A 20387-nucleotide genomic window follows, 5' to 3' on the forward strand; every position below is an offset into this window, starting at 1 on the left:
TAAGTATAGTTTTTAACTATACTACTTTTTTTTATTTTAGGGGGTTTAAAAATTACTCTAACATCATTTTTAGGTCCTAAAGGAACATTCACTCACGAAGCTGCCAGTATGGTCAGTGACGATTTAATCCCATATTGTACAATTCCTGCTGTTTTGGAAAGTGTATTTAATGATGAATGTTCAATGGGTGTTGTTCCTATAGAAAATTCTATTGAAGGACCAGTCGGTATTACATTAGATTCATTAGCCCATAAATTTGATTTAAAGATATTTAAAGAAATTATTATTCCAATAAATCAAAATTTAATAGTTAATCCGGGTTGTAAGTTGGAGGATATTGAAGATGTATATTCTCATGCTCAGGCACTGGCACAGTGTCAGGAGTTTGTCAGTAAAAACAATATTCAGCCTCATTATGCCATAAGTACTGCAAGGGCAGCAAAAGATATAATTGGACATAAAACTAAAGCGGCAATAGGAAATTCCAAAATTGTAGAATTATATGGCCTTGAAATTTTGAAATCCAATATTCAGGATGTGGACAATAACGCTACACGTTTTGTTGTTATTTCAAAAGAGGACCATAAAAAAACAGGCAGAGATAAAACTTCAATTATATTTTCTATTTATGAGGATAAACCTGGTGGATTGTATAAAATTCTTGGAATTTTTGAAAAGAATAACATTAACTTAACAAAAATTGAATCCCGACCATCTAAACGAGGTTTGGGCAAATATTTGTTCTTTGTTGATTTTATTGGCCATCATGAAGATGAAGTGGTTCAAGATATATTGAAGGAAATTGAAGACAATACATATTATTTAAAGATTTTAGGTTCTTATCCTGAATTTTAAGTAAACTTTAAATTAATGTTTATATAAAATTAAGTATGTATAATTCAGGGGAGGGTAGGCATGTCAGAAGATAGAGAAAAACTTCTAAAAGTTATGAGTAGTTTGGAATCTGATTATAAATCTGGTAAAATTTCTGCTGAAAAATACAGTTATTTCAGATCTAAATATGAAGATAAACTAAACTCCATTGATGCTAAGGCTGCTACTAGAAGAATTAGATCAATGCAAGGTAAATCCTCTAATACTCAGAAGAAAAGAAGGAAAAAACCTACCAAAAACAAGAAAAAAGAAGAACAAGATTTAGTTCAGAAATATATTATCAATCCTAAAAAATCCGATTCAAAATATAATAAAAAGGATAAGTCTTCAATGGACAGTGGAACTTTTAAATTGCTATTGTTGTTAATATTGGTAATAGGTTTCACTGCAGGTACTGCTTATGGAATTTTTAATTTGGATTTTGGAGCTATAACTGATTCAGAAACAGTTGCTGTTGTTGATGATACTGCATTCCCTGAATTTAAAGCAGATGTTAAGCTGAATAACACAACAACTGTCCAAACCACATATAATAACAGTTATAGTACTTATGATAATACGAATGATGATATAGAAACTACTACGGATGACTCCAGTGATACTTATGACAGCTCATATGATAGTCAGCAGTCACAACAGCAAGGCAGTCAATCCTCTCAATCTCAAAGTTCGTCAGATTCGGGATCAAGTAGTCAATCTGGAAGTCAGGATGATGGCAATGGATAAAATTATTCCATTATAGGTGATATTATGAAAGAAAATATTTTTAAAGGAAGTATAATTATTTTAATACTTTGTTTATTCTTAATTTCAGTTTCTGCTGTGGCCAGTGCGAATAATGATACTAATGTGAATATATTGACTTTATCTAAAGGAGGTATAACCATGCAATATCCTTCAGATTGGGGTAGTTCTCGTGCTATATCCAATTATTCTGTTATGGCTATATCTAAACTTGATTCTATTGATGCATTCGGTATTGGTCAGGTTAATGTCAATATTGAAAAGAAACCTCTTGATGGAGATTTTAATACATTTTTGAATGAAACCTATGAGTCTATGCAAAAGGATAGTTCATTCCAGTTAGTTTCCTCCGGAAATGTTGCAATTTCAGGTAAGGAAGCTGTAGAATATATTTATTCTTCTACTCAAAATGGTGCTCAAAAGGAACATAAGGCAGTCTGGTTTGAAAAAGGAGGACAGGCTTATGTTATTATGTATAGTGCTCCATTAGACAAATTTGAAGATAATTTGTATGTGTTTGATTATATTTTATCAAATATTAAAATTACTTAATTTTATTTTTTTTTAAGGTGTTTTTATGATTATTTTATGTGTTACTGGCAGTATTGCTGCAACAGAATCAATTAAATTAGCTCGTGAGCTTCGAAGAAATGATTTGGAAGTGAAATGTTTCATGAGCGAATCTGCATGTGAAATCATTCATCCTAATGCAATGGAATTTGCAACAGGCAATGAAGTGGTAACTGAATTAACCGGTAAAATTGAGCATGTCAAATACTCTCAGGAAGATTTGATTTTAGTTGCTCCGGCTACCGCAAATACTATATCCAAATTTGCATATAAGATAGCTGACAATCCTATTTCTACTTTATTGATTACTGCTTATGGTCATGATACTCCTATAATTTTTGTTCCTTCAATGCATGATTCAATGTACAAGGCAATTAAGGGAAATATTGAAATGATTAAAAAAGAGGGATCTGCAACTTTCATTAAACCTAGAATGGATGAAGGTAAAGCCAAATTCCCATCTAAAGAAGATATTGTTTTAGAATCTTTAAGAACTATTAATTTACATAAGGATTGATATTATTAAAGGAAAAAAAGTTTTAATAAGTTTGGGCGGAACTTATGAACCTATTGATTCTGTAAGGGGAATTACCAATAAATCCTCTGGAAAAATGGGTTTGGAGCTTGCAAAAGAAGCTTACATTAGAGGTGCTGATTTAAAATTAGTTGTAGCTAATGTCAGTGTTGAAATTCCTTCTGTTTTTGATGTTGTTCATGTGGAAACAAGTAGTGAGATGAATGATGTTATTCTAGATTTAATTTCAGATTATGATATATTCATTTCCACCGCTGCCGTGTCCGATTTTGAATTCAGACAAAAATCTGATAAAAAGATTGATTCCAGCAGTTCTTTATATTTGTATCTTGAACCTACAACAAAGATTATACGTCAAATTAAAACAATCAATCCAGATATTTTCCTAGTTGGGTTTAAAGCTGAATTCAACATATCTCGTGATGATATTATTGCCTGTGCAAGAAAACAGATTAATGATGCGGGCACAGACTTGGTAATTGCTAATGATATATCAAAGGATAACTGTCATTTTGGATCTGACAATAATGAGGTTTTGATTGTTGATGAGGATGTGTTGGCTGTTCCTTTGGCATCAAAAAAAGAGATTGCTAAAACTATTTTGGATGTAATTTCTAAAAAAATATAGTTTAATATATATCAGTCACTAATTATTTTATATTTTTATTTCATATTATCAAGATATTAATGTAATCTTAATTTATTTTCATAGTTGGATTAATTTCTTATATTTTATTTTTATCTAAATTTAATTAAAATGGTGCTTGATTCACGTGAAGATTCTCCTAATCTAAAAAAAATTTAAGCATACCTAAATTAGATTATATGGTTTTTAATTTTAGTGTATTTCTATTTATAAATTTGATTTTTCCAATATGTTTTCATGTCAGGTTCAATATTGTTTTAAATTTATATTTTTTAATCAATTATTTTTTTAGTCAGATAGGTATATTATTATTAAAAATTAAGCATTTTTTAGTAATACTTTTTCGAATAAAATAAGTAAATCAATCTTTTAAAATTTTTCATCAAAAAACAGTTATTTCAATAAAATAAGTTCATGCCTTTAGGCTTTAGTTAAATGGAGTGATTAATAGAGTGAATCCACCTAAAGGACGTTTCAATGAACTTTTATTTTATTTGCATTAGCATATTTTATATTTTATTTCATAGTATAAAAAGCTATTGGAGTAATACTTTTTAGTGTTTTTTGTAGTAATTTTTTATATTTCTTATATCTATTTTTTTGCTTAAATTTCACTCAAAAATTCTTATTTTTTTTTAAAAATTTTTTTCTACTAACAATGCAATATGGTCTTTTTCGTATGGTTCCAGTTTTACTTTTTCTATAATCTTAAAACCTTTCTCTTTCAATTTCTTCTCTTGTTCCTTAAAAATCTTTTTAGGCTTTTGTACTACATCAATACTTCTAGCTTTTATCATCAAAAGGCCAACACCATCATCTTTCGCAAATAAATTCATATTTTTCATAAACAATTCACTTTGTGTTGGTTGGGCGACATCACAGTACACTAAATCAGCTTTTTCGACAATGTTCAAGTATTCTTTGGGTTTGGTTGCATCACCTAAAATCGGAGCAATATTAAGCCTTTGGTGTGAAAGGCGAACTAATTTTTTTGCTGTAGTGGGTGAAAATTCCACGGCATATATTCTTCCATTGATTGCAATGTCAGAAATATGTGAAACTGTAGTTCCGGTTGATGCACCTAGGTAGAGAACTTTTGAAGTGTCCAGAATCTCTAAATTTTTTAAACCGTTTAAAAAAGCGGCTGCTAATTTTGAACGTCTTGGATTCCATATTCTATATTCTGCATCTTCCATTATTAGTTCTTCTCCATAAACTGAAATTCCAGGAGTTAAATTTTTTGTGGCGATATTTCCATCTTTAAAATAAACATTCATGCTTTATCTCCTTTTATTTCTTTTTTTAGATTTTCTCTTTTTATTTTTTGATTTGCCTTTCTCTTCTTTTCTTTTTTTAGTAGTTTTGGTTGGGAATGGATTGTTTTTCTCAATTTCCTCTACTTTTTCAATAAAATCTTCAAATGCTTTTTCATCAAATGTTTTTGTAAAAACATCTCTTCTAACAGCTAGTGATATTTTGCCAGCCAGCATTCTGGCGATTTTTCCACGATTCCACCATTTAGCGCCCCTAACTTGGGGATGCTGGTAAATCAATCCGTATTTCGGAGGCTTGTCTCCACTTTTTAAATGTCTAAAAAGAGCTTTTTCAGCACCCATTATCTGAACAGTACTTGAAGGATATGTTGCCAGACGTTTAAGGCCACCTGCATGTGAAATCAATTTAGCTCCAAGTGATGATCCTACTATTAGTTTTAAATTAGGCGCAATGGATTCCATTTTTTCGTCAATGTATTCTTCAATGTCCTTTCTTGTCTGTTGGAGTTCAAAAATGGAATTGGCATATTTGTTCATTATATCCAGGTCTTGCGGATTAATGTCTTCATCTAAATCTAGGGAATTGTCCGGAAATGCTTCAGGTTTGGCTTCCATGATCTTTTCTTTTGATTTGTTCTGTGAAATCAATCTGATATAAGTCTCATTATTTTTAATTATTTCCATTTCCGGGAAATATAATGCGTACCATTCCCTGATTCTTTCAATCAATTTTGAAATTGTTTCATCTATTTCATCAATTGAATTAATAGCTTGAATTAAATGTTTGTCTTCGCTTGCAGATTCTTTTTTAATTTTATAAATAGCTAGTCTTTGATAAATGTCGGTAATTTCTTTATTATCTAAACCAAATTTATCATAATTATTTCGCAGATATTCTCCACCCTGGTTTGGATTCTGTATAGTGATTTTATCATTTGAATAATCAGATAATCTTTTATTAGACTCGATTATTATTTCATCATAATCATTTGAAACTTCTTCAATTATATCAAGTTCTTCAGCTACAATTTGTTTTTCTGAAATCTGGGCTAATCTATTTATTATTTCCTCTTCTGGGAATAGTTTTTCACAAATTAGCTCATTTTTACTATTAAAAGCTAAAAATCCTTTAATTGAGTAAGTTATATAAGCTTGCATGAAATAAAATATTTTTTTTATTTTTAATAAATATTATGAAAAGATTTAATTTATTTAAAATTTAAATTAAATTATAGAATTTTCTATTTTTGGAATTGTTATTATGTCAAAACAAAGTTTTAGAGATTTAAAAAATGAAATTGAACTTAAAAATGCAGAGATTGATGAACTTTCAATGGAACTTCAAGACAAGACTGAGCAGATTAACAAGTTAAAATTATATTCCACCAAACTGAAATATGAAAATAAAAATTTGGAGGATAAGCTGGATACAAAAATTGATTATGACAAGGCTAGAATGAATGAACTGGATGATTTGTCTGAAAAATTAAAGGAAAAGGATTTGATTATTGAAGACAAGCAGGATCAGGTAAAGTACTTGAGGTCATTGATTGATGATTACAAGGAGCAAGTAAGGTCAAATACTGAAAATTTGGAAGTGCAACTTAGAAAAATCTCAAAAACATATGAAAAATTGCTCGAGCAAAAGGACATGATAATAGAAAAACAAGATGAACAGATTTCTAATTTAATTAAATCCAATGAAGAAATTATTAAATCTAATAAAACTAATGTTATTAGCTTGAAATTACAAAATGAAAAATATCAAGATATTATTGATGAATTAACAAAAACTAATTAAATAATTAATTACAAAGTTGATATTATGTTGAAAACAAATATTTGCGGGGTAGAATTTAGAAATCCATTAATGTTGGCTGCAGGTATTATGGGAAGTAATGCTTCATCTATGAATTGGATTTTAAAGTCAGGTGCTGGAGGTGTAGTAAGTAAATCATTCTCTTTAAATCCACATCCTGGTTATCCAAATCCTACAACTGTTGCCGTTGATGGAGGAATCTTAAATGCAATCGGTCTTTCAAATCCTGGAGTTGAAAACTTCAAAGAGGAGTTAAAAAAGATTGAAAGAGATGATAATGTTGTAATAGCTTCAATTTATGGAGCTACACCTGATGAATTTTCCACACTGGTTGGTGAAGTTCAGGAATATGTTGACATGATAGAATTGAACATTTCATGTCCTCATGCGATGGAAGGTTATGGGGCCTCTATTGGTCAGGACTGTAATCTGTCCCATACAATCGTATCCGCTTCAAAGGATGCTGCAGATGTTCCGATTATTGCAAAGTTAACTCCTAATGTCACTGATATTACTGAAATTGCTAAAACCTGTGAAGATGCAGGGGCTGACGCTTTGTCTTTAATCAATACATTGGGTCCGGGTATGAAAATCAATATTGATGTTGCAAGACCGGTTTTATTCCATAAATCAGGTGGAATGAGTGGCCGTGCAATAAAACCGATTGCAGTGAGCAATGTTTATTCAGTTTATGAAGCTGTTGACATTCCATTAATAGGTGTTGGTGGAATATACACTTTTGAAGATGTAGTCGAATTTATTTTTGCAGGTGCAAAGGCAGTTCAGATAGGAACAGCAATCATGGATGAAGGTGTTGAGGTATTCAGCACAATCAATGAGGGATTGGAAAAGTTCATGGCTGAAAAAGGATATTCATCCATTGATGAGATGGTAGGTCTCGCACACAGGGAGTTGTAAACATGATTAATGAACCGAAAATTGTTGAAATAACAGAAATTATTGAAGAAACTCCTACAATTAAAACTTTTAAATTTGATTGGGATATGGAGAAATTAGGTCGTCCAAATCCTGGTGAATTTGTTATGGTCTGGAACTTTAAAAATGAAAAGCCAATGTCCATTTCTCAAATTAATGATAATCAGTTGGCAATCAGTGTAAAAAATATTGGTGAGTTCACCTCTCAGTTACATGGCCTTGAAGTGGGTGATGAGATAGGTGTCAGAGGCAGTTACGGTAACGGTTTTAATAATTCTTTAGAGGGTAAAAAGATTTTAGTTATTGGTGGTGGAGTTGGAATGGCTCCAATTGCTTCAATAACCTCTGATTTATTGAAAAAGGACAATGATGTCGATGTTGTCGCAGCTGCAGTAACAAAGGATGAACTGCTGTTTACAGATTATCTGGAAAATCTTGGTGCAACCATTTATCCATGTACTGATGATGGAAGTTTCGGATTTAAAGGATTTGCAACAGATTGTACTGTAAGTTTACTTGAAGATGCGACTTATGATTATGCATTTGTTTGCGGACCTGAAATAATGATGAAAGGTATCTTTGATATTCTTGAAGATGCATCAATACCTGCCCAATATTCTCTTGAAAGATATATGAAATGCGCACTGGGAGTGTGTGGTCAATGTTGCGTTGACGGTGAAGGTTGGAGAATCTGTGTAGAGGGTCCCGTTTTTGAAAATGATAAAATTTATCAAATAACTGAATTCGGAAAATACAGAAGAGATGCTTCTGGCGTAAAATACTAATTTAAGGATGATATGATGGGTGTAGACATTAAGAATTATTTAAATCCTCCAGTCTTGCTGGTAATTTTCTTGGTTATAGTTTCATTAATGTTTATATTCCCAGTTTTAAATATGATACTTTTAGGAGCTATTTTAGCTTATCTGGTTAGGCCGGTAGCTCATAAAATTCAATCCAAATTAAAATTTTCAACAGTTTCGATTTTACTGGCAATGGTTGTTGTTTTAATTCCATTGATACTGCTTGTGGTTTATATTTCCTATGAACTTTCTTCAGTTATAACTACATTGATGGCAAGCAACTATTATGCGAATTTAGATCAAATCCTTTCACAATTGCCTGTAGATGTAAACTCTATCAATTCATCAATAAACTCATCATTAAATGAAATTGCAAAATACCTTTTAGGATATGCCGTTAGTTTTCTAAGCAAATTCCTAAATATCAGTTTGGATTTATTTATTCTGGTATGTTCAGTATTCTATTTTGCCCGTGACGGTGATAAATGCTTAAATTTCATCAGGGATTTTGTTCCGGAAGACTCTAAAAAGTTTTTTGACAATACCTGCGAGTCAGTTAAAGATGTTTTAAGAAGCATATTTTATGGACACTTCCTGACCTCAGTAATAATTGGTATTTTCGGATGTATTGGATATTCACTTTTAGGTTATCCGTTCGGAATATTTTTAGGTGTTTTAACAGGTATTTTACAGTTAATTCCAGTATTTGGGCCTTGGCCAATATACTGGGCATTATTTTTCATCGACATATTTTCAGGAAATTACGTAAGGGCGGCAGTTGTCTTGCTTTTTGGTTTTTTCTTAAGCACTATAGACATGTATATAAGACCTGCCTTGTCAAGCCATTATGCGGAAATTCATCCGTTAATCCTGCTTGTAGGATTCCTGTCAGGTCCTTTGGTATATGGTGTAGTGGGATTCATTGTCGGACCTTTAATTTTAGGAATAACATATACTGTTTTAGATAATTATAGAAAGGAATACATTCTTGGAGAGGAGTAAATGCAAAGAAATGTTGTAATTTTAGATATTGATTATGTAACATTTGAAGATAAACCTGTTATCAGATTATTTTCAAAAGACGGCGATAAAAACATAATACTTCTAGATGATACATTTGAACCTTATTTATATGTTGTATCAGATAATATTGAAGAATGTATTCAGGAAATTAAAGACAATCTTGATGTTGTTAATGCAGAACATGTGATTAAAAAGGATTTTCAAATTGAAAGCGATTTTATAAAAGTTACTTTTAAACATCCTCAGGAGCTTGCTAAAAACAGGGATAATCTTAGGGATTTGGAAAATGTTATTCAAATAAGGGAGTTTGACATTCCATTCTACAGACGATATCTGATGGATAAGGATATAATACCAATGACTGAAGTGGTTGCTGTTGGTGAAGAAGTGGAATCATTTCTAAAATTGGATTCTACAAAACAGGATATTACTATTATTAAATTAACAGAACCTCTAAAACGTGTGGAGGAATATCCGCAAAATTTCAGAATATTAAGTTTCGATTTGGAAGTGAGAAACCCTCACGGCATGCCGAACTCTGATGAAGATGAAATAATCATGATTGGTGTTGCAAGTAACTTTGGCATAAATCAGGTTATCTCAACAAAAACCAATTCAGATGACAGGGATGATTTTGTAAATCAGGTAGACTCTGAACGTGAAATGATTCAGGAGTTTGTAAGGATAATCAAAGACAATAATGTTGATATTATTGTAGGATACAATTCAGATAATTTTGATTTCCCATATCTTAAGGACAGGGCAAAACTTCTGGGTGTTGATTTGGATATTGGAATGGATGAATCTGATGTGAAGTATATTAGAAGAGGATATGCTAATGCCGCATCTCTTAAGGGATTGATTCATGTAGATTTATATCTTGTGATGAGACGATATATGTCACTTGAGAGATATACATTGGAAAGGGTTTATTATGAACTGTTTGGTGAAGAAAAGATTGACGTTCCGGGAGAACAAATTTTTGAATTCTGGGACAATGGCGGAGAGGCGCTTGACAATCTGTTTGACTACTCTCTTGATGATGTAGTTTCAACTTTAAAAATAGCTGAACAGACATTGCCGCTTAACCTAGAACTTACTCGTATTATCGGCCAGCCTTTATTTGATGTTTCCCGTATGGCAACAGGTCAGCAGGCAGAATGGTTTTTAGTAAAACAGGCATATTTTGATGATGAAGTTGTTCCAAACAAACAGGGATCAAACTTTGCAGATAGGGCAAACGCAGAGGATAATGAGGGAGGTTATGTTAAAGAACCTGAAACCGGCCTTCATGAAAATTTAGTTCAATTCGACTTTAGAAGCCTATATCCAAGTCTTATTATTTCAAAAAATATTTCTCCGGATGTAATGGAATTGGGTGATGTGGAAAATGAGGATGAATACAATATTTCCCCCGAACATGGAATCAAATTCAAAAAATCTCCTCAGGGATTCATTCCATCCGTTATAGATAAAATTTTACAGGAACGTTTTAGAATTAAACGTGAAATGAAAGCATCAAATGACCCTCAGCAAAAAAAGGCATTGGATGTACAGCAGCAAGCTATTAAAAGACTTGCAAATACAATGTATGGAATTTATGGTTTTCCCCGTTTCAGATGGTATTCATTTGAATGTGCAAAAGCGATTACTTCCTGGGGAAGACAATATATTAAATCATCAATAAAAAAAGCAGAAGAATTTGGTTTTTACACAATATATGCTGATACTGATGGTTTTTATGTGAAATATAAAAAAGAAAAAGAGTAAGAGAAATTTAATTCTCTTTTAATTTTATTTTGTAATTTTTATACTGGATGTAGCAGATTTTGCTGTTATATATGTAGTGCCTCTGCTTACAACAACCTTGTGAGTTCCAACTTTTAAGGATTTTACATTAAGTTTTGCAATTCCTTTTGCATTGGTTTTTACAGTGTAGGTTTTTGAAGTTTTTCCAGTGTAAACTTTAACTTTTACTTTAACTCCAGATGAAACTACTTTTTTGGTTTTGGTGTTTTTAACAGTAATTTGGAAGTATTTACTTGCACCTTTTTTAGCGGTTAATTTCTTAGGAGTGAATTTTACTGGAGCTTTTTTAATTACAAACTTGGATGAAACCTGATTTGCGGTAAAGTTTTTAGATTCTCCTTTGGAAACGACTACTTTGTAGGTTCCTGGTTTGAAGGAATCAAGTGAAATTTTTAATTTACCGTCTAATCCGGTCTGACCATTGTAATTGTAGTATCTATTGCTGGAAATGAATATTTTAATGTTAAGTTTAGCACCATAAATTGCTTTTTTATTTTTGGTGTTAGTTAACTTGATAGTAAATACTTTTCCAGATTTGTAATATCCAGTCACTTTAGTAGCTGTAATCTTTGCACTGGCTTTTTTAACTGTAATAGTTTTAGTTATTGAGGATGCACTGTATCTTGAATCTGCTGAACTTATAACTATTTTATGTTTTCCAATAGCCATTGGAGCATAATTGATAGTTACAACTCCTTTATCATTTGCTTGGTAAAGGTATGCAGTTGATTTTGATCCGGTAAATACTTGAACTAAAACAATTGCACCAGGTATAACTTTTCCGGTTGTTTTGTCAGTAATTTTAACTGTTGCAAGTGCTCCGGAATTGTAATAAACTGGGGATGCAAATGTAGTTTTCATTTGAACAGGTTTTGCAACGATAGTTATGGAACTGTTAATGCTTTTTTCATTAACGTTTGAAGTATCATTGTTGCTTACAGTCATTTGGTAAGTTCCAGAGAATAATCCGCTAACATTAATTTTACTAGTTCCGTTATTGTCAGTTTGGAAATAGAAATCTTTTGCAGTAGTACTTGGCATGTATAAATGGAGAATTATACCAGGCATTGGTTCTCCAGTTTTTGCATTTGTAACATTGATTATGACCTGTTTGGTTGATCCGTAATATTCTTTGTAAGGATTAACAACAATGTCAATTGTGGTTTTTATAATGTTCAATTTAACAGTGCTGCTTCCTTCAGCGTCTCCAGAACCTTTTAAAGTTATGGAATATTCTCCAACAGGAGCATAAACATAAGTTGAGATAACTAATCCTGGGTAGAAGTCTTTATTTACTAAAGTAACAATGCCGTTTTCATCACTTTTAAGGGTTGTGGATGAACTGATACTGATTGAACCACTGCTGGATGTTGTCATCCAATATAATTGAGTTGAATTTTTATTTCCAGATACTGTAATGCTTTTATTAGCTAAAGGAGCTAAATTGTTATCGATATCTAAAATTTGGAATGTGAAATTGCCGACTGAATATTCGGTTTCATTACTTAACACATTGATTTTAATGTTATAAATCCTGTTAACTGTAACATTTTTACTTATTGTGTTATTTCCATCTTTATAGTTGATGATTAAATTACAGGTTGAAAGGTCTAAATTATAATCAAAGTATAATTTTTTATTAATGAATTCAAAATCATCAATATTCACGGTTTTAGTATCATTTCCGTCTTTATATGATAAAATTAATGTTAAATTGTCTTTATCTATATCAAATTCATTAACCCTGTCTGTTAATTTAATAGGTACGACTGCTTTTTTGGTACTGTTTACTTTTACAGTACTTGCATCTATGATTTTATCACCAATAACAGATAGTGTCATTTTTGTTGATGAATTTGTATAATTGCCGTTACCTAAATATGTAATTACAATATTATGTTTTCCAGCTGCCATATCAGATAAAATAATGCTGGAATTTGCATAATTAAATTTTAAAGCTTTATTACTTTCAGTAACATTTAAATCTCCTGCTTTAATATCAATAATTTGAGATTCATTGTCTTTTACTGTTACTGGAATATTCGCAGTCTCTTTTTCATTTATTGTTGTATCTTCAGAAACTACGCTTGTGCTTATTTTTTGTTGTGTGGTGTCCTTAGTAGCGTCTGCGCTTGTACTATTGTCTGAAAGGACATCAATTGATCCGTCATCTGCTAATTGGACATCTGCATCCATTGCAGTATCGCTAGCACAAACAGACCCAATACTTATTAATAGGAATAATGACATTGCTATCAATAAGATATAAGAGTTTTTAAGTTTCATAACTTTTTATTCCTCCTTCTATAAAAAGAAAATTTTTTTAAAAAATAGTTAAATTTTCTAGTATTATAACTTTAAGTATTTTTTTGCATATATACTTTTGTTCATTTAATATATAATCATTTTTGTTTTATTGGTATTAAATTGTACTTTATAAAATTCGATATGTATTTTTTTATCATCGATTTTGTAAAAAAAAGAAAAAATTAGAAGAATTATTCTTCTAAATATGAATCAATGTCAATGTCTAAATTGTCACAGATTTCTTTTAATTGTTCATATAATTTTTCATCAATTTCAATACCGTTAGCCTCTGCTTCAGCAATTCTTTTTACTTCTAAATCTCCAGGAATTGCAACAGTTTCTCCGGTAGCTCTAATTTGTGAAACAAAGTCTTCTGTATTTTCAACAAATTCATCAAAATCAACAAATTTGCTTGGATCGATTACAACATATAAGTCTCCTTTAGTACAATCTTTGGTTGGGGATGCAGTACCTGTTACTCCATGACCATATCCTGCCTGTACTAATGGGCCTGTGAGGATTTCTATTAATGCAGAAAGAGCATAACCTTTAAAACCACCAAATGGTAAAATTGAACCTTTTAATGCAGCTTCTGGGTCATTGGTTGGATTTCCATCTTTGTCTAATGCCCAACCGTCAGGTAAATCTAAGCCTTTTCTTTTTGATTCAATAATTTTTCCACGAGCTGTAACTGATGTTGCCATATCTACAGTAATGTAGGTTTTTGATGGAATACCTAATGCAAGAGGATTTGTTCCGATTAATGCTTCTTTACCACCAAGTGGTGCGATTGCAGGATCGGTATTTGCTAAAACAAGACCAATACAATTTTCTCTCAATGCTAAATCAGAGTAAAATCCGGTAACTCCAAAGTGATTTGAATTGTGAACTCCAACACAAGCAATTCCTACTTCTTTAGCTTTTTTGATTGCTAATTTCATTGCTTTATATGAAACAGCTTGTCCAAATCCACTATTACCATTTATTAATGCAATGGCAGGAGTTTCTTTTTCAATAGTAATGTTATCTTCTAAATTAATTGTTCCTGCTTCGATACTAATTAAGTATTGTGGGAATCTACCAAGACCATGAGAGGTAAATCCTTTTAAATCCGCATCAATTGTAGCTTCCGCTACTAATTCCTGGTCTTCTTCACTAGCTCCTAATCTTTTTAATATTTCTTTTACAAGAGCTATTTCGTTATCTTTCATTATCTTCATTTATTCACACCTCTTACTTTTCTAATCAGTATTCAATTTCAGATCCTTCAAAAGCTTTAACAGTGATTTTTTCGTCATCTGTTACTTTACCGATAATTTGGCAATTACAGTATTCTTTTAAAGTATTCATAATTTTTTCAGCTTCATCTTCTTCACAAATTACAACAAAACCGACACCCATATTGAAAACTTTATACATCTCTTTGATGTCCACGTCTTGTTGGTAAATTAGTTTAAAAATTTCTGGGACTTCCGGAAGGTCGGTAATATCATATCCGACACCTTTTTTCAAACGTCTGAGATTGGTAAAACCTCCTCCGGTAATATGAGCAAGTCCATTGAGTTTATATTCTTTTTCAAATAATGCCACAATAGGTTTAACATAAAGTTCAGTTGGTCTAATTAGCTCTTCACCAATTGTAGTGTCAGAATTTGGCATTTTATCATCAACACTAAATCCGGCATCATCAAATAGTGCTTTTCTTGCTAAGCTGTATCCGTTTGAGTGGATTCCATTACTTTCAATACCTATTAAAACGTTTCCAGGTTCTATATTTTCACCGGTAATGATTTTATCAATATCAACGAATCCAATACCGGTTCCTGCAAGGTCAAAATCTTTAATAATTCCTGGAAGTGATGCTGTTTCACCACCAATGATAGCTATTTTAGATTCTTCAGCACCTTTGACAAGACCTTCTGCAATTTCAGAAGCTCTTTCAGGGTCTGGCTTTTCAACAGCGAGATAATCAACCAATGCAATAGGTTCTGCGCCCACACATAGGATGTCATTAACAACCATGGCAATACAATCAATACCTACGGTGTCATATTTATTCATCATTTCTGCAATTAAAATTTTACTTCCTACACCATCAGTACTCATTGCAATGGCTTTGTCACCTAATTTAACTAAAGCTGCATAATGTCCGCTGTCTGTAATTATGTCTCTACATGATAATGTTGATTTAAGTTTATCTGCTAATTTTGAAACTGTAACAGCTTCAAGGTCTATGTCAACACCAGATTCTGAATAAGTAACCATATTAACACCTATTAAATTAAAATAAAATAAATTAATGTTGTAAATATATACAACATTGTAGTTTATAGTAATATTTTGTTTTAATTACTATATATAATATATTAATGAATTCTCACACAGTCTAAATTAATCGGAGTTTTAGTTTCAATTTTATAACTTCTATGGATTGATGAAGCTAAATCAACTGTTTTATAAGGGTCTCCGTGACATGTAATGACTTTTTCAGGTCTAGGATTGAGTCTTTTTACATATTCCATTAATTGTCTTCTGTTTGAGTGTCCACTGAATCCGTTAATGGTTTTAACTTGCATTCTTACACAGAATTGTCTAGTTCTACCATCATCATCTTCAAGAGGAATTTCTTTCCAACCTTTTTGAACTCTTCTTCCCATTGAACCTTCAGACTGATATCCTACAAAGATTAATGTATTTTTCTCATCTTCACATAACCATTTGAAGTATTCAACGGAGTTTCCTCCAGTTAACATTCCTGAAGTGGATAAAATTATTGCAGGCTGTTTACTTTCAACTATTTCTTTTCTTTGATCAATATTTTGAACTTTTTCAAACATATCGGATACAAATGGGTTTCTTCCCATGTGGAATATTTGGTCTCTTAAATCTTTGCTTAAGTATTCAGGTCTTGCAGTATGGATTGCAGTTGCTTCCCAAATCATTCCGTCAATATAGATAGGAACTTCTTCGATTAGTCCATGTCTCATGTATTCTTCTAATACTACCATAAGTTCCTGTGCTCTTCCTACAGCAAATACTGGAACTAATACTTTTCCACCACGTTTGAGTGTTTTGTAGATGGTTTTCATCATTTCTTTTTCAGCATTGTTTCTGGATGGCTGAATGTCTTCTCTTCCACCATAAGTACTTTCCATAATTACTGTTTCAGCACGTGGGAATCTGATTGTTGCAGGTTCAAGTAATCTTGATGGTTCGTACTTGAAATCACCTGTGTAGACGAGATTGTGTGCTCCGTCACCTATGTGCATATGGGATATTGCAGACCCAAGAATGTGTCCTGCATTGTGTAATGTTAATCTAATGTCTGGGGAGATGTCTGTTACCTCTCCGTAATCTAATGTGATGGTATTTTTAATTGCTTGTTTGACATGTTTTGATGTAAATGGTAAAGGATTGCCTTCTCTGTGAGCGATATCCAGGTGGTCAAACTGCAGTAATGTGGTTAAATCTCTGGTTGGAGTTGTACAATAAACAGGACCATCATATCCGTAATGGAACAGGTATGGTACAAATCCGCAGTGATCTAAGTGAGCGTGAGAAATAATAACTGCGTCCAATTCTTCAATTGAAAACTCCGGCGCATTTAAATAAGGGAATGCATTTTTATTATCTGATGCTGCTACATTAACTCCGCAATCTAATAAAACACGGCTATTTGGTGTTTGTAAAAGCATTGATGAACGTCCCACTTCTTTGAATCCGCCCATGGAAGTTACTCTTGCCCAATCATTTGGATATTTGCTTCCTTGGTGAATTTGACGTCCAAGGCGTTGTAACATTTTTTTCCTTTCTTTACTGCTGTTTTTTTGCACAGTCCTGATTTTTCCAATAATATCTGAACTAATTGGAGGAGTTCTTAAGATTTTAGGAGCCCATCCTGTATTTTTTACAATATTTCTGGAAGTAACTCCATATTTTCCAATTACAAGTCCTGGTTTTTTGGCGGTTATTACAACTTCTCCAGTAACTGTATCAAAATAAATGTCTGTGATTTCAGCACCGTCTGGAACTATTTCATGAACCTTGTCTATAGTTTTTTCAGGTTCGAGTAATGCACTTTTATCAGATCTGATAATTATTCTTTTTCTTAGTTCTTTTGCAAGTGACCTTATCAAGTCACCGTTTTCAGTTATAATTTCTGGATTTTTGGTGTAAACTACTACTTCAGGTCCTTCAAATTCTACTTTGGAAACCTGAATTTCGTTTGGTAGTTTTTGCAAAATCTCTTTTTTAATATTTTCTAAAATATCTGAAGTCATATAATCCCTTCAAAAAAAGTTATGTGTATTATTATAGTTTATGAAAAGCATTAAGCTATAATCAGGTAATTTCATAAACTATCTACACATTATTATATAAAAAAATAGTTAGTTATGAAAAATTAGTCTTTTGCTTTATATCTTATCCAAAACTTCTTTAATTTTTTCATTGTCTAACATTTCAAAGCCATCTTTGTCTACTTTTGCAACTAAATATCCGTTTCCGGAGTAAGTGTCACGTTCAGCAGCGGCTCTGATAGCTCTTATAGCTATTTCAATTCCTTCGTCAGTTGTTAAATCATCTCTAAATCTGTCTTCAAGAACTCCATATGCAACAATGGATCCTGAACCTGTGGAAATGTATGTGTCTTCAATCATACCTCCTGCAGGGTCTAAAGAGTAGAGAGATGGTTTATCTCCGTCCATTCCACCAAGTAATGTTTGCACATACATAGGTCCTGAACGTAATATATTTGCTGTCAGGGATGCTGCAGCTTTAACACTAATTTTGTCATTGTTTCTCATCTGATATAATGATACTTCAGCTTCAATAACTTTCATTAAACTTTGTGCATCTCCAACAGAACCAGCTATGGTTGTTACAATATGATCGTCAATTTTAAATATTTTTTCTGCGACTTTGTGAGCTACTAAATTTCCCATACTAGCTCTTCTTTCGCTTGCAAATACAACTCCATCTTTACAAGTAATTCCGACGGTTGTTGTACCTTCTAGTATTTTGTCATCCATTTAAAACACCTCATATAAGTATTTAAAATATTTTTCTTATTTCAACTACTTTGGTAGGTAATATATTAAAATTCAAATTAATATCTCTATTAATTTTTATTTAAAATCAGAATCAATAATTAGTATAAACTAACAATATTAATATTATCTATTTGCATATATAAACTTTTCTTTCAAAAGGTGAGAAAATGAAATATAAAAAAATTGGAGATATCCTAATCATAGATAAAAAATATTCAGGCAGTGATTTTGAAGAATTGTCCCTAAAACATAATGTTAAAACAATAATGGAAATAGATCATATCCAGGGCACAAAACGGGAACCTGTCTATAAGGTTCTTTATGGTGATGAAACCGAAACAATCAATAAGGAAAACGGGTGTTTGTTCAAATTAGATTTATCTAAAGTAATGTGGTCAAAAGGAAATAACAATGAACGGTTAAGAATCGCCAAACTTGTTGAAGATGATGAAACTGTTATCGATATGTTTGCAGGCATTGGATATTTTTCAATACCTATTGGTGTTCATGCGAATGCTAAAGAAATTTACTCCATAGAAATCAATCCCAATTCATACTATTATCTATGTGAAAATATTAAATTAAACAAGGTTAACAATATAACTCCAATTTTAGGTGATTGTATGGTTGAAACACCAAAACTAAAAGCAGACAGAATTATTATGGGGTATGTAAAGACAACTCATCATTATCTGAATGTAGCTATTGACAGCTTAAACAAAGGAGGAGTTATTCATTATCATGAAACAGTTCCTGAAAAATTAATGGAGACACGGCCGATTGAAAGAATTCAAGCCCAGGCCGGCAATCGTGATGTGGAATTATTGAAAATAAATAAAATAAAAAAATATGCTCCTGGTGTGGAACATGTTGTTATTGATGCAAGGATAAATTAGAAATGCTGTCTAAAAGCAAGTCATTTAACCATTCACTGTTAATGTATTTGTCATAAACACATAAACGTTCTGTTAATTCAAATCCTGCATCTTCAGTCAAAGACCTAAGTTCATCAATACCTGGCCATGGGGATGTAATATTAACATAATCCGGACTGACGGGTGATACTCCTCCCCAATCGTCAGCACCGCATAATAAAAATATCTGCGCTGTGTCATTGTTTAGATTTGGAGGAACTTGAATACTGACATCAGTATCCTTGAACAGCAAAGTACCTGCAATAACTGTTCGTATCATATCCAAAAAGCTAGGTTCTTTCCAATCTTCCATTTCAATTCCAGGAATTGGTGTAAAATTCTGTATAATTACTTCCTGAATATGTCCATAGGTATCGTAAATATCTTTAATTGTTAACAAAGAATCTGCTATTTCTTCTTTTGTTTCTCCAATTCCAATTAATATTCCTGTTGTATATGGAATTTTCAGTTTTCCAGCATTTGAAATAGTTTCTATTCTTAACTCAGGATTTTTTCCAGGGCTTTTCTTGTGTGCAGGCAGTTCCATTAACCTTTTTGATGAATTTTCAAGCATCAGTCCCATGGATGCATTCACTTCTTTTAACTTTTTCAAATCTTCAAAGCTAAAGTTGCCTCCGTTAGTATGGGGCAGAAGAGTGGTTTCATCTAATGTCATCTTACAGATGTCATAAACATAATCACTCATTTTTGAGTAACCGTATTCCTTAAGTTTTAGTTTGACTATTTCTTCTTCATCTGCATCTTCACCAAAGGTAAATAAAGCCTCTTTGCAGCCATATTTTTCAGCTTCCTTTAAATCTGCTAAAATTTCTTCTTTGGTTTTGAGAATAATTGCTTGAGGATCATCCGGATTCTTTTTAAAATTACAGTATCCGCAATCATTCCTACAGATTTCGGTCAATGGTATAAAAATATTTTTAGAATAAGTAATAAGATTATTCTCCCGATATTTTGCAGTTTCTAACATGAAATTAATAATTTCGCTATCAGTTGCATTTAATATTTGGAGAATATCCTCTTTGGTTTTAATTTTCATTTTTC

General features: G+C 31.9%; 19 protein-coding genes. 11 read left to right on the plus strand and 8 right to left on the minus strand.

Going from position 1 to position 20387, the window contains the following annotated elements; genetic code table 11:
* Positions 1 to 33: 33 nt before the first annotated feature.
* Genes pheA through E7Z81_RS00675 form a run of 5 tightly spaced genes read left to right on the plus strand, consistent with a single transcriptional unit; the run spans position 34 to position 3371 of the window.
* The gene (gene pheA / locus E7Z81_RS00655; RefSeq protein ID WP_292742958.1) at positions 34 to 855 is read left to right on the plus strand and encodes a prephenate dehydratase; all 822 of its coding nucleotides are present in this window, start codon (positions 34 to 36) and stop codon (positions 853 to 855) included.
* 60 nt (positions 856 to 915) lie between these two features.
* The gene (locus E7Z81_RS00660) at positions 916 to 1620 is read left to right on the plus strand and encodes an endoglucanase (protein ID WP_292742882.1); all 705 of its coding nucleotides are present in this window, start codon (positions 916 to 918) and stop codon (positions 1618 to 1620) included.
* Positions 1621 to 1644: 24 nt separating this feature from the next.
* Entirely contained in the window at positions 1645 to 2190 is a 546-nt protein-coding gene (locus E7Z81_RS00665; protein ID WP_292742884.1) for a PsbP-related protein, read from the plus strand.
* A gap of 25 nt (positions 2191 to 2215) precedes the next feature.
* Entirely contained in the window at positions 2216 to 2725 is a 510-nt protein-coding gene (locus E7Z81_RS00670) for a flavoprotein (RefSeq protein ID WP_292742886.1), read from the plus strand.
* 31 nt (positions 2726 to 2756) lie between these two features.
* Positions 2757 to 3371: a phosphopantothenoylcysteine decarboxylase gene (locus E7Z81_RS00675; protein WP_292742888.1), complete on the plus strand. Its 615-nt coding sequence runs from the start codon at positions 2757 to 2759 to the stop codon at positions 3369 to 3371.
* A gap of 653 nt (positions 3372 to 4024) precedes the next feature.
* Here the strand turns inward: E7Z81_RS00675 and E7Z81_RS00680 are convergent.
* Both E7Z81_RS00680 and E7Z81_RS00685 read right to left on the minus strand, forming a co-directional pair.
* Complete coding sequence (locus tag E7Z81_RS00680) at positions 4025 to 4666, minus strand: fibrillarin-like rRNA/tRNA 2'-O-methyltransferase (protein ID WP_292742890.1); 642 nt, start codon at positions 4664 to 4666, stop codon at positions 4025 to 4027.
* Positions 4667 to 4669: 3 nt separating this feature from the next.
* Positions 4670 to 5821, minus strand: a complete 1152-nt coding sequence (locus E7Z81_RS00685) for an NOP5/NOP56 family protein (RefSeq protein WP_292742892.1) — start codon at positions 5819 to 5821, stop codon at positions 4670 to 4672.
* A gap of 103 nt (positions 5822 to 5924) precedes the next feature.
* Here E7Z81_RS00685 and E7Z81_RS00690 point away from each other — a divergent pair, with 103 nt between their 5' ends.
* From E7Z81_RS00690 to E7Z81_RS00710, 5 genes are read left to right on the plus strand one after another with little or no spacing between them, the layout of a single operon-like run.
* Positions 5925 to 6464: a glycosyl transferase gene (locus E7Z81_RS00690; protein ID WP_292742894.1), complete on the plus strand. Its 540-nt coding sequence runs from the start codon at positions 5925 to 5927 to the stop codon at positions 6462 to 6464.
* A 24-nt stretch (positions 6465 to 6488) separates the two neighbouring features.
* Complete coding sequence (locus tag E7Z81_RS00695) at positions 6489 to 7400, plus strand: dihydroorotate dehydrogenase (RefSeq protein WP_292742896.1); 912 nt, start codon at positions 6489 to 6491, stop codon at positions 7398 to 7400.
* A 2-nt stretch (positions 7401 to 7402) separates the two neighbouring features.
* A complete protein-coding gene (locus E7Z81_RS00700; RefSeq protein ID WP_292742898.1) occupies positions 7403 to 8203 on the plus strand; it encodes a dihydroorotate dehydrogenase electron transfer subunit in 801 nt (266 codons plus the stop codon).
* 15 nt (positions 8204 to 8218) lie between these two features.
* Positions 8219 to 9223 (plus strand): AI-2E family transporter, encoded by a 1005-nt coding sequence (locus E7Z81_RS00705; protein ID WP_292742900.1) that lies wholly within the window; start codon positions 8219 to 8221, stop codon positions 9221 to 9223.
* Positions 9224 to 11014, plus strand: a complete 1791-nt coding sequence (locus E7Z81_RS00710; protein ID WP_292742902.1) for a DNA-directed DNA polymerase — start codon at positions 9224 to 9226, stop codon at positions 11012 to 11014.
* A 24-nt stretch (positions 11015 to 11038) separates the two neighbouring features.
* Here the strand turns inward: E7Z81_RS00710 and E7Z81_RS00715 are convergent, their stop codons facing one another.
* The 5 genes from E7Z81_RS00715 to psmB all read right to left on the minus strand — a co-directional run bounded on the left by E7Z81_RS00715 (position 11039) and on the right by psmB (position 18390).
* Positions 11039 to 13339 (minus strand): hypothetical protein, encoded by a 2301-nt coding sequence (locus E7Z81_RS00715; protein WP_292742904.1) that lies wholly within the window; start codon positions 13337 to 13339, stop codon positions 11039 to 11041.
* A 212-nt stretch (positions 13340 to 13551) separates the two neighbouring features.
* Positions 13552 to 14580, minus strand: a complete 1029-nt coding sequence (gene comC, locus E7Z81_RS00720) for an L-sulfolactate dehydrogenase (RefSeq protein WP_292742906.1) — start codon at positions 14578 to 14580, stop codon at positions 13552 to 13554.
* Positions 14581 to 14605: 25 nt separating this feature from the next.
* Positions 14606 to 15625: a phosphoribosylformylglycinamidine cyclo-ligase gene (gene purM / locus E7Z81_RS00725; protein ID WP_292742908.1), complete on the minus strand. Its 1020-nt coding sequence runs from the start codon at positions 15623 to 15625 to the stop codon at positions 14606 to 14608.
* 101 nt (positions 15626 to 15726) lie between these two features.
* On the minus strand, positions 15727 to 17640 hold the full coding sequence (locus E7Z81_RS00730; RefSeq protein WP_292742910.1) for a beta-CASP ribonuclease aCPSF1: 1914 nt from the start codon (positions 17638 to 17640) through the stop codon (positions 15727 to 15729).
* A 135-nt stretch (positions 17641 to 17775) separates the two neighbouring features.
* Positions 17776 to 18390 carry an archaeal proteasome endopeptidase complex subunit beta gene (psmB, locus tag E7Z81_RS00735; protein WP_292742912.1) on the minus strand — a complete coding sequence of 205 codons (615 nt, stop codon included), beginning with the start codon at positions 18388 to 18390 and terminating at the stop codon, positions 17776 to 17778.
* 188 nt (positions 18391 to 18578) lie between these two features.
* Here psmB and E7Z81_RS00740 point away from each other — a divergent pair, with 188 nt between their 5' ends.
* Positions 18579 to 19307, plus strand: a complete 729-nt coding sequence (locus tag E7Z81_RS00740; RefSeq protein WP_292742914.1) for a class I SAM-dependent methyltransferase family protein — start codon at positions 18579 to 18581, stop codon at positions 19305 to 19307.
* Here E7Z81_RS00740 and cofG read toward each other — a convergent pair.
* Positions 19285 to 20376, minus strand: coding sequence for a 7,8-didemethyl-8-hydroxy-5-deazariboflavin synthase subunit CofG (cofG, locus tag E7Z81_RS00745; RefSeq protein WP_292742960.1), 1092 nt, complete (start codon positions 20374 to 20376; stop codon positions 19285 to 19287). The genes E7Z81_RS00740 and cofG overlap by 23 nt on opposite strands.
* Between the last annotated feature and the right edge of the window lie 11 nt (positions 20377 to 20387).

Origin of the sequence: Methanobrevibacter sp. (genome assembly GCF_015062935.1) — an archaeon.
Taxonomy (GTDB): domain Archaea; phylum Methanobacteriota; class Methanobacteria; order Methanobacteriales; family Methanobacteriaceae; genus Methanocatella.